Raw genomic sequence first — 14,629 nt, 5'->3', positions numbered from 1 at the left:
TTCGGTGTGGATGCTTCCTCCGGCCGCTGGTTGTTCCCAGGTTTTTCTTGATTCGTTTTGGCCCGCGCTGCGGTCAAAACCCGGGAACAAAGGCGCACGCTTCGCTCCTTCGTGAACCATTCCACCCCTACGCTTGATCCTGCGGCTATATTTTTTAAAGGCCTAAACCCTTTACGTTGCTCGGCGGGGAGTAAAAGCGGTTGCCTTGGGGCACTCGCTTCGGTGGGCAACGTTAAAAACCAGCCATATCACGCAAACGTAGACAGGTCTTAAATTCCTTGAGTAACCATGATTTGAATCTCTATCTTGCAGTATTTCCAGGCTTCGTACTTGCAGAAGCCTGCACCTTAATTGCCTCATCCACCAGTTTGAACACTGGCGGAGGGAAAGATTTGAGCTGGAGAAGCGAAGCGTTCGCCTTTGCAACCGGAATGTGTCCTTTTGAAAAAAGGATTAAAATCTAAACATTCCGGGGGCAACAGCGATCGAAAGCCAAACTTTCCCGTAGCCCAACGCAAACGCCCCTTACTCAAACTTTCCCAAAGTCACGCTCAAATTTCACTCTACTTAATCTTTACCGAAGCCACGCTCAAACGTCCCACTTTATTATTTCGTTAAACGGTTATAAATATCGACATAACGAGCAGTTGTAGCTTCTACAACCTCTTGCGGAAGCGGGTCTGGCTTGCTGTTCTTGTCCCAGTCGGTGCCTGCAAGATAGGTGCGAACAGGTTCTTTATCCATGCTGTCGATTTCGATGTCGAGAGCATAGTTTTCTTTTGCCCAGAAGCGGGAGGCATCCGGGGTGAAGATTTCATCAATCAGGATGACCTTGCCATCCACGATGCCAAACTCGAATTTGCAGTCTGCCAAAATGATGCCGCGTTGATCGCAGTAATCTCGTGCGAACTCATAGAGACGCAGGCTCTTTTCCTGAAGCTCAATCGCAAGTGCATCGCCAACCAGCTCTTTCATGCGCTCCATCGGAATGTCCTCATCATGACCAACATCATTTTTGGCTGCTGGCGTGAAGATCGGCACTTCGAGCTTGGCGTTTTTACGTAAGCCTTCCGGCAGTTTGATGCCATTGACCTCTCCGGTTGCCTCATACTGTCTCCAGCCGCCTCCAGTGATGTATCCGCGCACCACACATTCAATATCAATGCGCTCGGCTTTGCGTGTAACCATGATGCGATTCTGGAGCAGCTCCGGTTCAGTGATCAGGTCTCCCAGCTGCTTCACATCGGTATGCACCACGTGGTTGTCCATCATGCCACCTGTCAATTCAAACCAGAAGCTGCTGAGCCGATTCAATACATTGCCCTTCTCAGGAACCGCCGGGTCGAGCACATAATCAAATGCCGAGATGCGGTCTGTTACTACGATAAGATAATGCTCACCGAGATCGTAAAGCTCGCGTACTTTTCCTTTATATAACAGAGGTGCTTTAACAAGATCTGCCGCCGTGGACAGTGCCATGGGGTCACCTTCTTTCAGGAGATGTAAGGCTAAGAACGAATCCTGATGGTGCAGACTGCACTTCGATGACAGAACAATCTTCCGATCGCTGTTATCCCCAGATTTTTCCGATTCACTTTTCCAAAGTGAAAATCCGGGGATAAAGGCGAACGCTCCGCTTCTTCAGCTTATTTCTGTCCTCTTCGTTCTCTGCTGAGCCCATCATTCGTTTCTTTAGCCTTATTAAGGGCATATATTAATTGGTTAGTCGTTCAAGCCGAGTTTTTTGAAAATGGTATCCACATGCTTCAAATGCCAGGACGGGTTAAATGCATCTGCAATTTCCTCTTCGCTCAGGACAGCCGTAATTTCCGGTGTGGACTTCACGATATCCTGGAATTGACGCTGTTCTTCCCATGCTTGCATCGCACGTGGCTGCACGGTATCGTATGCTTGCTCACGGCTGAAGCCTTTGTCGATGAGCTTGGTCATTACACGACCAGAGAATGGCACGCCGAAGGTGCGCTCCATGTTGCGTTTCATATTTTCCGGGAAAACGGTCAGGTTTTTCACAATGTTGCCGAAGCGGTTCAGCATGTAGTTCAGCAGCATCGTTGCATCCGGCAGGATCACACGCTCTACCGAAGAGTGGGAAATATCACGCTCATGCCACAATGTTACGTTCTCGTAAGCCGATACCATATGTCCGCGAATGACGCGGGACAGGCCGGAAATATTCTCACTGCCGATCGGGTTGCGCTTGTGCGGCATTGCGGAAGAACCTTTTTGACCTTTTGCAAAAGCCTCTTCCACTTCACGGAATTCACTCTTCTGCAGTGCACGCACTTCGGTAGCAAACTTGTCCAAAGACGTTGCGATCAGTGCCAGCGTAGCCATGTACTCCGCGTGACGGTCACGCTGCAGCGTTTGTGTGGAGATTGGTGCAGGCTTGGTGCCCAGCTTCTTGCAAACAAACTCTTCAACGAATGGATCAATGTTCGCATACGTTCCAACTGCGCCGGAGATTTTACCGTACTGTACGCCGTCCGCTGCATGACGGAAACGCTCCAGATTACGCTTCATCTCTTCATGCCACAGCGCCATTTTCAAACCAAAAGTCGTTGGCTCTGCATGTACACCATGTGTCCGACCCATCATAGGCGTGTGCTGATAAGTCAGTGCTTTCTCACGCAAAATTTCAATAAAATTAATGATGTCTTTTTCCAAAATTTCATTCGCTTGGCGCAGTACATAACCCAGTGCCGTATCAACCACGTCTGTGGAGGTCAGGCCGTAGTGCACCCATTTGCGCTCTGCACCCAGGCTCTCGGATACGGTACGTGTGAACGCGATTACGTCATGGCGTGTCTCCTGTTCAATCTCATAGATCCGGTCGATATCAAAAGAAGCATTCTGACGAAGCAGCGCTGCGTCTTCCTTCGGGATGACTCCAAGCTCGGCCCACGCCTCGCATGCACAGATTTCAACTTCCAGCCACGATTGGAATTTGTTCTCCTCGGTCCAGATGGCTCTCATTTCGGGTCTGCTATAACGTTCAATCATGAATTTGTATGCCTCCATAGATTAGTTTGTTCGATCCATTGCAATCCTTCTCGGGCGTCCTGACAAAGCAAGTTCACATGCCCCATTTTACGCCCTGTCTTCGCTTCGCTCTTGCCATATATGTGAAGCTTAGGGATGACACCCAGTTCCATCGCCTCTTCATCAGGCTGCCCTGTTCTTGCGATGATGCCTTCCAGATGCTCACCAAGCACATTGACCATAACGACCGGGCTTAACAGCGTTGTATCCCCGAGCGGCAATCCGCAGATCGCACGAATATGCTGCTCAAACTGTGATGTTGCACAGGCTTCCATCGTGTAGTGTCCCGAATTATGCGGCCTTGGCGCGAGTTCATTCACATACAATCTCCCATCCGCGGCTACGAACAGCTCTACGGCCAGCAAACCAACAGCTTGCATCGATTCAGCAACGGCTGCCGCAAGCTTCTGTGCTTCAAGCTGAATGTTCGTGGCTACTCGTGCAGGTACGATTGACGCATGTAAAATGTTATTTACATGAATGTTCTCCGCAGGCGGGAACGTCTTGATCTCTCCATTGGTGCTGCGCGCAACGATAACGGAAATCTCGCACTCAAACTTGATAAACTGCTCCAGCACCAGCTCTGCACCTGTTGCTGCGAGTTCTTCGTACGCGGCCTCTGCCTCTGCTGCGGCCCGAATCACTCGCTGACCTTTGCCGTCATATCCGCCAGTCACCGTTTTCAGCACACATGGCACGCCAAGCTCGCTCACCGCTGCTGTCATTGTATTCAGGCTGGTAATCTCACGATATGGAGCAACGCGTACACCCGCTGCCTCAATCGCACGTTTCTCACGCAGACGATGCTGTGTTGTATATAAAAGAGCACTGCCTTGCGGAACAAAAGATTCACGTTCAAGCAATGCCGCAACCTCGGCGTCTACATTCTCGAACTCATATGTGATGACATCACACTGCTGCGCAAGCTCTCTTGCTGCTTCAACATCATCGTATCCCGCCTGTATCTGTTGTGCAATCTGGCCGCAAGGTGAATCCGGGGTTGGATCAAGGGTAATGAAGCGATACCCCATCGCCGTCCCGTCCAGTGCCATCATACGTCCAAGCTGTCCACCGCCGAGAATACCGATGGTGGTCTGTCCGGGCAGCAGCACAGGCTGCCCTTGTCCTGCTCCTCTAGCCTGTTTCATTGCTTCGTTACTCATAGCTCATCACTGCTTTCCAGCACCTCTTGTTTGATCCGTTCTCTGCGAGCTTCGGAGCGGCGCTGCACCTCCGGGTCGAATGCACCGATGATTTGCGCTGCGAGCAGACCTGCGTTGGTTGCTCCCGCTTTGCCAATCGCCACCGTCGCCACCGGGATACCGCCAGGCATCTGCACAATGGACAATAAGGAATCGAGACCGTTCAATGCTTTGGATTGAACAGGCACTCCGATGACCGGAAGCATTGTCTTTGCGGCTACCATGCCAGGAAGATGTGCCGCCCCGCCTGCACCCGCGATAATGACCTTGAAGCCGCGGTCAATCGCCTGCTCCGCATACTCAAACATCAAATCCGGTGTACGATGTGCAGAAACGACCTTTTTTTCATAACCGATCTCAAGCTCGTCCAGCACCTCGCACGCATGTTTCATCGTTTCCCAATCCGACTTGCTGCCCATAATTACAGCGACTTGCACTGACATGAATACATCCCACTCCCATCTGAGCTTTTTAAAAAAAACGAAAAAGTCCGTTACCCGCGAAAATATCACATTTTCTCCGGACACCGGACTCCAAGAAATACGTCTCCCTCATTTGGGCATGCCAAAGGGGCTTGCTGTCCGCATGAATGCACGCGACTCTCAGCCGTATCTCCTCGTAGTCCGGAAATTTACGGTTCCCGGGTAGATACTTCCGGGCCCTATTCCCGGCGTTATACGAGCAAATATCTATTCAATCCTACTTCATGACTCTGTTCCATAATCATACAGCTTTCGTTCCTACTCGACCTTATTTTAACCTGATCGACACATCTAACATTCTAACAATCCCCTACAGCGAATGTCAACTTAAAGACGAACATTTAACATATTGACAAATCTAATGTTCGGGAATTAGAACACCCCAATGCAATAAACTTCCAAATCCAGCTTAAACGGGCTGACTGGCTGCTTCAAAAAAAGAAAAAAGCCGGCTCTTCAATCCATTGAAGGCAACCGGCTTGTTACTTGCGAGAATGAAGTACATTCTGCTTTATTTCACGATTAATACAGGAACCTGAGCGTGCTGAACCACATTGTGGCTGACACTGCCCAGCACGAATTCACGGATTCCGCCCAGACCGCGGGAACCAATGACAATAATATCCGAGCCGTTCTCTTTGGCATAATCCAGCAGCACCTCGGCGGCAGCACCTTGAATCAGATCCACATTCGCCGTAACACCGGCAGCCTGAATCCGTTCTTTGGCTTCATCCGTCGTTTGCACAGCCAGATTGTAATAATCGTTGTTGAGTGAAGGAGGGAGTGGTGCAAGGCCTTCTCCGATAAAGACACGCGGGAAATCAAACGCATGAATGACATCCAGTACAGCCCCTGGCGATGCCTTCGCAAGCTCGATTGCACGATCCAGTGCTTTATTCGAAGCCTTTGAGCCATCATACGCTACTAAAATTTTGGAAAATAACATGTTAATCCCGTCCCTTCCTTATATATGTAGAAATCCGAAGCAAGCTTCGATCTGACCTCTAACCCCGTCACAGAGCGGAAACCATGTAACTTCTTAAACCTTCACAGCGGCAAATGAACCAGTTGTTACGAAACATTTTACATAACAAAACCATTACATTTACCCCTGAACAGATTTCCTCGGTTTACCGGTACAGCTCCACAGACAGTTACATCATTTACAACTCCACAGACAGTCATATTACTGCAAAAAGTAACCGTACAGCACCGCATTCAAAAATACGAGCAATGGAATGCCAATGGTAAAGCTGACATGTTTCGTTTTATGCCTTTTCCGATACATCGCAATCCAGACACCCAGCGCACCACCGATAAAAGCGAGCAAAAACAACGTTCGTTCAGGTGTGCGATCCCGCCGCTGCTGAGCACGACGCTTGTCATCCGTCATCACCAGATATGCCACAACATTAATAAAGATAAACCATACGATAAGTCCGGTATGCATATACGTTTATGCGGTCCCCCTGTCCCGGGACATCTCCCTGACTCCATTATAATCCCAAGGCAGGCAGATGATCAACGCGGACAGAGAGCCGCAATATGGGCACAACTAATTTTATCTTACTCTCTCGATTACTTTCTTTGTTTACTTCCCTTCTTACTCCCTACTACCGCTTTACGTTACTCCCCGCTATCCCCGATAAAGCTACGACTCCTGTTTGGGAATACCGTTCAGACTTGGCACCCGTTTGGCTGCTTTCTCGGGACTTACGGCTATGCTTTCTTCACGAATGCTGTCCTTGTTCTGCTGATTATGACGTTTCTCCGGTTTGTTATGCGGCATCTGAGGCTCACCTCCTCCGCTTACGTTGCCTGAAAAGAGGATATCTTATACGAAGGAGGTTCCTATATTGGCCATATATAAGCTGAACTGTCCATTTTACACGTTGCTAAGTCTGAATCAACATTCCCCGACTGCTCAGGAAATGATATAACGCACCGTACAGGTTCGCATCATTACCAAACGTACAGGCCGTAATGTGAGGACTCGCCTTATGAAGCGGATTGATTCGCTTCAGTTCCTCAATCGCCCACTGGATTCGCTCCAGCACAACAGGCTGTGCACTTATACCTCCACCAATAGCAAATACTTCAGGGTCCAAAATGTACTGCAGGTTCATAATCTGAACGGCAATCTGTGTGCAGTACGTATCAAATACATCGCATGCATCAGCATCCTGCTGCTTGATATATTCAAATACCGCCTCACCATCCGCGGGGTTCTCCAGTCCCTTCATCTCTCCGATCCGTTTGACCATCTCCACTGCCGAACTCTCCAGTCCAAAATATGCGGCTTCTTTCGTTACCGGATCAATCCGGCTCATAATATAACTGATCTCCCCGGCTGACAGATTCTTTCCGCGCTGGAGCTTGCCGTCCACGATAATGCCTCCCCCGATACCGCTGCCCAGCACCATAACCACCGAATCCTTCGCATGTTTAACACTGCCGAGCCATAATTCAGCCATCGCAGCACATTTACCGTCATTTTCAATTGAAACATCTGTATGATATCGATCTGCGAGCAGCTTGGCTAAATTAACCTCATGTAAAAATGGAAAAGAGCCGCCATGATATATTACGCCGGTTTCCACATCAACTGTTCCCGGACAGCTCAGAGCTATTCCTTGAATCTGTTCCATATTCTGCTTGTCTACGATGGAATAGACATCATGCAGCAGTTCCTGAAGACCACTTCGCCGAATGCCCTCTTTCCCCCTGGACAGCAGCTCCCCACCCTCGCTCATGACCCCATATTTAATAAATGTGCCGCCAATATCAATGACCAAATACATTTTTGCCGCCTCCCGCTTCATAAATCGAATAGTAACCTCATAATTGAAATATAAAGCGTTTCCATTTATATTTATGGTACTTATTTGCGAATAATCGTATTAAATTATCTTCATCAGGAGGTTGAAGCTTCGATGTCCACTGTTCATGAAGTGCCGGATCAAAATCGAGTGCTAGAGGACAACCATACAATCATAAGCCGCTATACGGAAGGCCTGTTGGAGCAGTCTCTTCTGGAACAGAGAGAGCGGAGCTTGTTTCACAAGTCTTATCTTGCAGAGAAAAAGGTATTTGAACAGATTCGTCTTGGAAACAAGAAAAAAATGCTGCTCTATCTGCAGCAACACACCGAACTGAGCGGCGTTTATGGCACGTTATCCAAACATGACACCTTACGCAGCAAAAAAAATCTGATCATTGCAGCGATTACCCTGGGAACTCGGGCTGCCATTGAAGGCGGTTTATACTCGGAATCGGCTCTTACGCTCAGCGACACCTATATTCAGCACATTGAAACGCTGTCACGGATTGATTCAATCGAACCCATCCTGCAAAATATTCTTGGAGACTTTACCGAGCGTGTTGCCAACGTTCACCGGGCGCATTTCTCAAAGGATATCCTGTTATGTCAGGAATATATATTTAATCACCTCTATGATGATCTGAGTCTGTCTGTGTTATCCGGACAACTGCAAATAAGCCCCTCCTATCTTTCCCGTAAATTCAAGGAAGAGACTGGAGAGGCGCTTCGCATTTTTATCCAGAGACAGCGAATTGAAGAGGCCAAGACACTGATTGTTTTCTCAGACTATCGCCCGAGTGAGATCTGTTCGTTGTTGAATTTTCATGATCAAAGTTATTTCATCAAGATATTCCGCAAGCATACAGGCTTTACACCTAAGGAGTATCGTAACCGTTTTGTTGTTAAACCCTCTTGAAGGTAAGCACATCTATTTTCCTTGTTTCTCCATAGCCGCCTTCAGCAGGTCTCCCAGATTGGAGCCGATGGATTCCTGCTTGGCATACTGCTTGACGAGCTTTTGCTGCTCACGCTTGTTCACATGCTGCTTGTCTTTATCCAGCGTTTCGGTAATTCCGCACGGCAGACACTGCACATACAGTCCCGCTTTGCCTTCCTTGATCTCCATCTTTTTGTGACACTGCGCGCAGCGGCGATTCGACAGACGTTTTTCATTGGAGCGGCGATACCCGCAGTCTTCTGTAGGACATACGAGGAACTTGCCGCGTTTGCCCTTCTTTTCGAGCAGCTTCGCATTGCAGTCCGGGCAGTGGCTGTTTGTTACGTTATGCGGCTTGTATTCCGCTTTACTGCTCTTTACCGTGGATACAAGCTCCTTCGCCATAGAACGAATGCCATCCAGGAACGGGCCAGGTTTACCCTGTCCGCGTGCGATACGCTCCAGCTCGGCTTCCCATCGGGCGGTCAGCTCCGGTGTACGCAGCTGCGGTGCAGCAAGCTCGATCAGCTGTTTCCCTTTACCGGTCGGATGCAAGCTGCTGCCTTGACGATCAATCGTGTCCGAGCTGACCAGCTTCTCGATGATATCGGCACGTGTTGCCGGTGTACCGAGTCCGTGCTTTTCCATCTGGGACAGCAAAGCCGCTTCTGTATACCGCTTCGGCGGCATCGTACGTCCACTCTTGATATGGCAGCGCTGAAGCGTAACTGACTGACCTTGCTGCAGATCCGGCAGAAGTGCACGTTCATGATCACCGGCATCCTCTGCACGGTCTTCGTCATCATCGGTGTAATCACCGCCGTATACCTCGCGCCAGCCGCTGTCCTTAACCGTTGTGCCCTTCACATGGAAGGAATCCTGTCCTACCTGTACTGTCACTGCAACGGAATCATACTTGGCGGCCGGATAGAACAAGCTGATGAAGCGGCGTACGATCAGATCATATAACTTGCGCTCCTCAGGGCTTAGCTGATTCAAAAGCACCGTCTGCTCGGTTGGAATAATCGCATGGTGATCCGTTACTTTGCTGTCATCTACAATTCGCTTTGTGATGTTCAGGTTTTTACGCAGCAGCGGACGGGCAAGTGAGGCATAAGGTCCCACAGCGACACTCTCCAGCCGCTCCTTCAACGTTCCAGTCATGTCGGAAGTCAGATATCGGCTGTCTGTACGGGGATAGGTCACAAGCTTGTGCTGCTCATACAGTCGCTGTAATACGTTAGATGTCTGTTTGGCGGAGAAGCCGTGTTTACGGTTCGCGTCCCGCTGCAGTTCGGTCAAGTCATATGCGAGTGGATGCGGCTCGACCTTCTCGCTTTTTTTCACCTGGGCAATCATCCCCTTGCGTCCTTCCACCCGCTGCTTCAGCTGCTGCATGTCCTGTTTGTCAAAAACTCTGGAGTCCCCGCCAGCTGCCCGCCATACAGCCTGAAATTCCCCAAAATCTGCGGTTAACGTCTCGTATTCCTGTGAACGGAAACCGTTAATTTCATTCTCCCGGTCCATAATCATGCCAAGGGTTGGTGTCTGTACACGCCCTGCCGACAATTGTGCATTAAAACGCACCGTGAGCGCACGTGTCACATTAAGGCCGATCATCCAGTCTGCTTCAGCACGACAGCGTGCGGATTCATAAAGGCGATCGAATTGACTGCCCGGCTTCAGTGAGGCAAATCCGTCCTTGATCGCTTTGTCAGTCTGGGATGAAATCCACAGGCGTTTGAACGGTTTTCTCCACTGGGCCATCTGCATAATCCACCTTGCCAGCAGTTCCCCCTCACGTGCCGCATCCGTTGCAATGACAAGCTCGCCTACATCCTGACGTTTCATCAGCTGCTGTACCGCCTTGTATTGGTGATTCGTCTCACGGAGCACCTTCAGCTTGGTTCGCTCAGGCAAAATCGGCAAATCCTCCAGATTCCATGTGGCATATTTCTTATCATAATCCTCCGGCTCCGCCAGACCCACCAAATGCCCCAAAGCCCACGTTACGATGTATTTCGGACCTTCCATATAACTTTTATGTTTATCACGCGCGCCCATCACCCGGGCAATCTCCCGCGCTACGGATGGCTTCTCTGCGAGTACCAATGTCTTCACGTTGTATCTCTTCCTTTCTGTCCAAACCTCATGATCTTTTCCAAACTTTAATAATTGCAACTAACTTTAGTCATTTGCAAATAACATCGATCATCTGAACCTAACTTCAATGATCTGAACCTAACCTCAATTATCTGTAACTAACTTGAATAGTCTCCTCAACATCAATGCGGTTAACGATCTGTCTATTATATCATTTTCAAACGGAAGCGTGTTTCAGCAAGACATGTCTCTCTTCTACCGGCTTTTCAAATGTATGTACCCTTGTTGGTTATAAAGTTCCCGACTCAATAAATATAAATGTCATATACATGTTATATATTGCTATGGACTTCCATTTTCAGACGATATTCAACATTATGCACTTCAACGAAACCAAGAGGAAATGTGAGATAAAATAACACAAAGTCTATTTGTATGCGTTTTTTTGGATAAATATTAGCATTGTAAGATTACCTAACATAAATATAAGATGTGCAAAAGCATATATACAAGAGATTCCTTACACACATCATCTTAGACACAGGAAGGGAGCGTGGATGCATGACTTATCATGGATCAGTATTGAAAAAAGGCGGGGCCTTATTACTCGCGGGAACAATGGTTGCCGCATCGTGGGGAGGAACTGCTGTACCATCGGCTTTCGCCGCCGCAGCAACTCCTTCAAGCCAAACCTCAACTGCCGCCGCCCTTGCAGGGAAAGCGCCGGCCAGCGCCGCAGCCTTCGTTCAGGCCATGGAAGAAGCCGCTACACTTGCAGGTGTGCCTTTTACCATGGACAAGCTCTCAGGAGCGACAATTGCACGCAAAGATGCTGCACTGGCCTTGCAGCAATGGCTCAAGCTGGACGGTGCTCCGGAATCCTTCAAGGATGTACCGGATCAGTCCGAAGTTGCGAGCGCCGTCGGTGCCCTGAATGCCGCCGGGCTGATGAAAGGTTACACCGATTCTTTGTTCCTGCCGAACGCTGTGCTCACAGCGAGCGACGTCTCCATTTTGAAGGATCGTGTTTATAACTACATAAAACCGTTTGTGCTTGAAGAAGCCACAATTATGGATATGCAAACCGCAATGGCTCAAGGTAAACTGACCTCCAAAGAGCTGGTGCAGCATTATCTGGATCGTATCGCCAAATACGATGATCAGGGTGTTAGCCTCAATGCTGTCCTGAATCTGAACCCGGATGCACTGAAAATTGCTGAACAACTGGATGAAGAACGTGCTGCACAAGGACCTCGCGGGCCACTGCACGGTATTCCGGTTCTGGTGAAGGATAACTTCGATACCAAAGACATGCCAACCACCGCTGGCTGTATTTGTCTCAAGGATTCCGTCCCTGATCATGATGCGGAGCAAGTGAAGAAGCTGAAAGCAGCAGGAGCAATTATTTTGGGCAAAACCAATCTGCACGAGTTTGCTTTTGGCATTACGACCTCCAGTTCACTCGGCGGACAAACGTTGAACCCGTACGCTCTCGACCACTATCCAGGTGGATCTAGCGGTGGAACAGGCGCCGCCATTGCCGCAAACTTTGCGGCCGCGGGAATGGGTACCGATACAGGCGGCTCGATCCGTATCCCGTCCAGCTTTAACAGCCTTGTCGGCATTCGCCCAACGATCGGTCTGTCTAGCCGTGAAGGCATCATCCCGCTGGCACTTACGCAAGACGTTGGCGGACCGATGGCTCGTACCGTAAGTGATGCTGCGATTATGCTGGATGCTACCGTCGGTTATGACAAGAAGGATGTTGCCACCGCTTATGCTGTAGGCAAAATTCCTTCCAGTTACACAGACTTCCTGGATGTGAATGGACTGAAGGGCGCACGGATCGGTGTAGCTCCTGAACTCATTCCAAGCACCAAAGCGGAAGAAAAAGCCGTTGCTGATGTTATCAACGCTGCTGTCGAGGAGCTCAAATCGCTGGGAGCAACGGCTGTACCGATCTCCATTCCAAACTTTGCCGAAATCAACAAGTATCCAAGTCTCAGTGGCTACGAATTCAAATTCCAGTTAAATGACTATCTGGATTCTCTGGGTGACAAAGCACCATATCACAGCCTGTCCGAGATTATCGCATCCGGTCAGTTTGATAAAACCCAGGAGCAAGCCATGAAGGCACGGGATGCCCGTGATACGCTGGAAACAACAGAATACAAAGATATCGTCCTGAAACGTACTCAAGTTACTCGTGACTCCTTGCTGAAAGTGATGGCAGACAATCATCTCGATGCGATCATCTATCCTACATCGACACAGGCTGCCGGCGTGATTGGCAAAGGTCAAACCTCCGGTGCCAACAACCGTCTGAGCCCGTTCTCCGGCTTCCCGGCGATTACGGTGCCTGCCGGATTCACCAGCGATGGCTTGCCGGTAGGCATGGAATTTTTGGGCCGTGCCTTTGACGAAGGCACTTTGATCAAGCTGGCTTACAGCTACGAGCAAGGCACGCACCACCGCCAAGCGCCTAAGTTAACGCCTTGAGGAATTAGTGCCATTAGCCGATGATTTGATGTCATTATATATCTATCTTGCTTGAAGCTCTAATCAAAAAAAGTACACCCTTCCACATTGCGGGCGGGTGTACTTTTCTATTGTAGTGCCAACTGTTAGTACAGGCTGCTGTAATTGGCAGCTGTTATTCACCATTTTGAATGCTCGTGAATGACGGATACCAGTTACATAACTCTAGGGGCAAATACTTTTCCTGATATTACTTAGGGTCTGGCACACCCCATCGAACAACTAATCCCGAATACGTTAGCCCGCCTCCAAAACCAAACAGCGCAACATTCTGCCCGTGCTTTAGCTTGCCCTCATCTACTGCAAGCTGCAGCGCAAGAGGAATCGAGGCGGCAGATGTATTCCCGCGATACTCCATACTTGTTAACGTACGTTCCAGTGGAATCGGGCCGCGTTCACACACCGCTTCAATCATACGCATATTCGCACTGTGTGGAACAAACCAGTCGATCTGCTCAGGTGACATATCGGCTTTGGCAATAAGCTCCGTTAATTGCTCTGGAACCATACGGACTGCCCACTTGTAAACCTCTCTTCCGTTCTGTACCAGTTTACCCTCTGTATTCAAAGGCTGACCATTCATTTCTGTTGAAAGTCCACTTTTGTATAAATGCATGCCACCTTCTCCCTGAGTACCGGAAACGATGGACTTAAAATCTCCCTGACCCGAAGCACGTTCCACCAGAAAAGCACCAGCTCCATCCCCAAACAACACACAGGTTGTGCGATCTGTATAATCTGTGATTTTGGATAGGGTCTCTGCTCCGATGACCAGCACCTTCAGATACATACCACTGGTTACCAAACTGTCTGCCAGCTGCATGCCATATGTGAAGCCTGCACAAGCTGCGTTCAGATCGAGCACTCCCGTATGGGGAATGCCCAGATTAGCCTGCAGGCGGGAAGCCGAGCTTGGGAAGGAATACTCAGGTGTACTCGTAGCAAAAAGAATCATATCAACATCGGTAATATTCACCTCGTAACGGCGCACCATATCCTTTACAGCTTCCGTAGCCAAATCCGATACAAATTGGTGCTCTGCCGCGATCCGGCGTTCTCTCATGCCTGTTCGCTGCACAATCCATTCGTCACTTGTATCGACCATTTTCTCCAAATCTGCATTACTCAGGATTCGATCCGGTACATACGTCCCCATTGCCGTTATTGCTGCCATAGATTGATGATTCATAACAGAGATCACCTCATTCGTTTTTTCTTATTATAGCACTAAGTATTAGTACTTGGTACTAATTTTTAAAAAGAATTGCATATAATTTATGGCAAGGCGGCTTGCAACAAAAAAACAGCTCATATTTAATGAGCTGTTCATGGCAATTTAGACTCGCTGGAAAAAAATAAAAACCACCACCGAATATCATCGGCAGTGGTTATTTGCTTGGCGGCGTCCTACTCTCCCAGGACCCTGCGGTCCAAGTACCATCGGCGCTAGAGGGCTTAACGGTCGTGTTCGGGATGGGTACGTGTG

General features: G+C 49.1%; 12 protein-coding genes, 1 rRNA gene and 1 riboswitch. Of the genes, 2 read left to right on the top strand and 11 right to left on the bottom strand.

Annotation, left to right across the window (positions count from 1 at the left end):
• Positions 1–606: 606 nt before the first annotated feature.
• The 8 genes from HNR77_RS15755 to HNR77_RS15720 all read right to left on the bottom strand — a co-directional run bounded on the left by HNR77_RS15755 (position 607) and on the right by HNR77_RS15720 (position 7,545).
• Complete coding sequence (locus HNR77_RS15755) at positions 607–1,479, bottom strand: phosphoribosylaminoimidazolesuccinocarboxamide synthase (RefSeq protein ID WP_184186110.1); 873 nt, start codon at positions 1,477–1,479, stop codon at positions 607–609.
• Between the two features lie 243 nt (positions 1,480–1,722).
• Complete coding sequence (gene purB / locus HNR77_RS15750; protein WP_111273770.1) at positions 1,723–3,021, bottom strand: adenylosuccinate lyase; 1,299 nt, start codon at positions 3,019–3,021, stop codon at positions 1,723–1,725.
• Positions 3,018–4,223, bottom strand: a complete 1,206-nt coding sequence (purK, locus tag HNR77_RS15745; RefSeq protein WP_260410591.1) for a 5-(carboxyamino)imidazole ribonucleotide synthase — start codon at positions 4,221–4,223, stop codon at positions 3,018–3,020. The genes purB and purK overlap by 4 nt, the downstream gene beginning before the upstream one ends.
• Entirely contained in the window at positions 4,220–4,705 is a 486-nt protein-coding gene (gene purE, locus HNR77_RS15740; protein ID WP_110897944.1) for a 5-(carboxyamino)imidazole ribonucleotide mutase, read from the bottom strand. The genes purK and purE overlap by 4 nt, the downstream gene beginning before the upstream one ends.
• Positions 4,706–4,861: 156 nt before the next feature.
• Positions 4,862–4,963, bottom strand: a riboswitch (purine riboswitch).
• A 292-nt stretch (positions 4,964–5,255) separates the two neighbouring features.
• Positions 5,256–5,690, bottom strand: coding sequence for a universal stress protein (locus HNR77_RS15735; protein WP_145405561.1), 435 nt, complete (start codon positions 5,688–5,690; stop codon positions 5,256–5,258).
• 240 nt (positions 5,691–5,930) lie between these two features.
• Entirely contained in the window at positions 5,931–6,194 is a 264-nt protein-coding gene (locus HNR77_RS15730) for a DUF1294 domain-containing protein (RefSeq protein ID WP_184186108.1), read from the bottom strand.
• Between the two features lie 201 nt (positions 6,195–6,395).
• Positions 6,396–6,533, bottom strand: a complete 138-nt coding sequence (locus tag HNR77_RS15725; RefSeq protein ID WP_184186106.1) for a hypothetical protein — start codon at positions 6,531–6,533, stop codon at positions 6,396–6,398.
• A gap of 106 nt (positions 6,534–6,639) precedes the next feature.
• Positions 6,640–7,545 carry an ROK family protein gene (locus tag HNR77_RS15720; protein ID WP_184186104.1) on the bottom strand — a complete coding sequence of 302 codons (906 nt, stop codon included), beginning with the start codon at positions 7,543–7,545 and terminating at the stop codon, positions 6,640–6,642.
• Positions 7,546–7,677: 132 nt separating this feature from the next.
• Here HNR77_RS15720 and HNR77_RS15715 point away from each other — a divergent pair, with 132 nt between their 5' ends.
• Positions 7,678–8,481, top strand: coding sequence for a helix-turn-helix domain-containing protein (locus HNR77_RS15715; protein WP_184186101.1), 804 nt, complete (start codon positions 7,678–7,680; stop codon positions 8,479–8,481).
• Between the two features lie 12 nt (positions 8,482–8,493).
• On the opposite strand, the gene HNR77_RS15710 is transcribed toward HNR77_RS15715, so the two are convergent.
• Positions 8,494–10,623 carry a DNA topoisomerase III gene (locus HNR77_RS15710; RefSeq protein WP_184186099.1) on the bottom strand — a complete coding sequence of 710 codons (2,130 nt, stop codon included), beginning with the start codon at positions 10,621–10,623 and terminating at the stop codon, positions 8,494–8,496.
• Positions 10,624–11,166: 543 nt separating this feature from the next.
• Between HNR77_RS15710 and HNR77_RS15705 the strand changes: the two genes are divergently transcribed.
• A complete protein-coding gene (locus HNR77_RS15705; protein ID WP_184186097.1) occupies positions 11,167–13,104 on the top strand; it encodes an amidase family protein in 1,938 nt (645 codons plus the stop codon).
• Between the two features lie 229 nt (positions 13,105–13,333).
• Here the strand turns inward: HNR77_RS15705 and HNR77_RS15700 are convergent, their stop codons facing one another.
• Both HNR77_RS15700 and rrf read right to left on the bottom strand, forming a co-directional pair.
• Positions 13,334–14,332 (bottom strand): ketoacyl-ACP synthase III, encoded by a 999-nt coding sequence (locus tag HNR77_RS15700; protein ID WP_184186095.1) that lies wholly within the window; start codon positions 14,330–14,332, stop codon positions 13,334–13,336.
• A 205-nt stretch (positions 14,333–14,537) separates the two neighbouring features.
• Positions 14,538–14,629, bottom strand: a 5S ribosomal RNA gene (rrf, locus tag HNR77_RS15695); the annotation flags it as partial.

It is taken from the genome of Paenibacillus sp. JGP012 (assembly GCF_014203995.1).
Classification (GTDB): domain Bacteria; phylum Bacillota; class Bacilli; order Paenibacillales; family Paenibacillaceae; genus Paenibacillus; species Paenibacillus silvae.
The sequence above is the reverse complement of the archived record's forward strand: the minus strand, read 5'-3'. Positions and strand labels throughout refer to the sequence as shown.

What these genes read in the sequence shown, in the direction of transcription:
- HNR77_RS15755 (WP_184186110.1), bottom strand. Translation starts at nt 1,479, where the DNA reads ATGGCACTGTCCACGGCGGCAGATCTTGTTAAAGCACCTCTGTTATAT.
- purB (WP_111273770.1), bottom strand. Translation starts at nt 3,021, where the DNA reads ATGATTGAACGTTATAGCAGACCCGAAATGAGAGCCATCTGGACCGAG.
- purK (WP_260410591.1), bottom strand. Translation starts at nt 4,223, where the DNA reads ATGAGTAACGAAGCAATGAAACAGGCTAGAGGAGCAGGACAAGGGCAG.
- purE (WP_110897944.1), bottom strand. Translation starts at nt 4,705, where the DNA reads ATGTCAGTGCAAGTCGCTGTAATTATGGGCAGCAAGTCGGATTGGGAA.
- HNR77_RS15735 (WP_145405561.1), bottom strand. Translation starts at nt 5,690, where the DNA reads ATGTTATTTTCCAAAATTTTAGTAGCGTATGATGGCTCAAAGGCTTCG.
- HNR77_RS15730 (WP_184186108.1), bottom strand. Translation starts at nt 6,194, where the DNA reads ATGCATACCGGACTTATCGTATGGTTTATCTTTATTAATGTTGTGGCA.
- HNR77_RS15725 (WP_184186106.1), bottom strand. Translation starts at nt 6,533, where the DNA reads ATGCCGCATAACAAACCGGAGAAACGTCATAATCAGCAGAACAAGGAC.
- HNR77_RS15720 (WP_184186104.1), bottom strand. Translation starts at nt 7,545, where the DNA reads ATGTATTTGGTCATTGATATTGGCGGCACATTTATTAAATATGGGGTC.
- HNR77_RS15715 (WP_184186101.1), top strand. Translation starts at nt 7,678, where the DNA reads ATGTCCACTGTTCATGAAGTGCCGGATCAAAATCGAGTGCTAGAGGAC.
- HNR77_RS15705 (WP_184186097.1), top strand. Translation starts at nt 11,167, where the DNA reads ATGACTTATCATGGATCAGTATTGAAAAAAGGCGGGGCCTTATTACTC.
- HNR77_RS15700 (WP_184186095.1), bottom strand. Translation starts at nt 14,332, where the DNA reads ATGAATCATCAATCTATGGCAGCAATAACGGCAATGGGGACGTATGTA.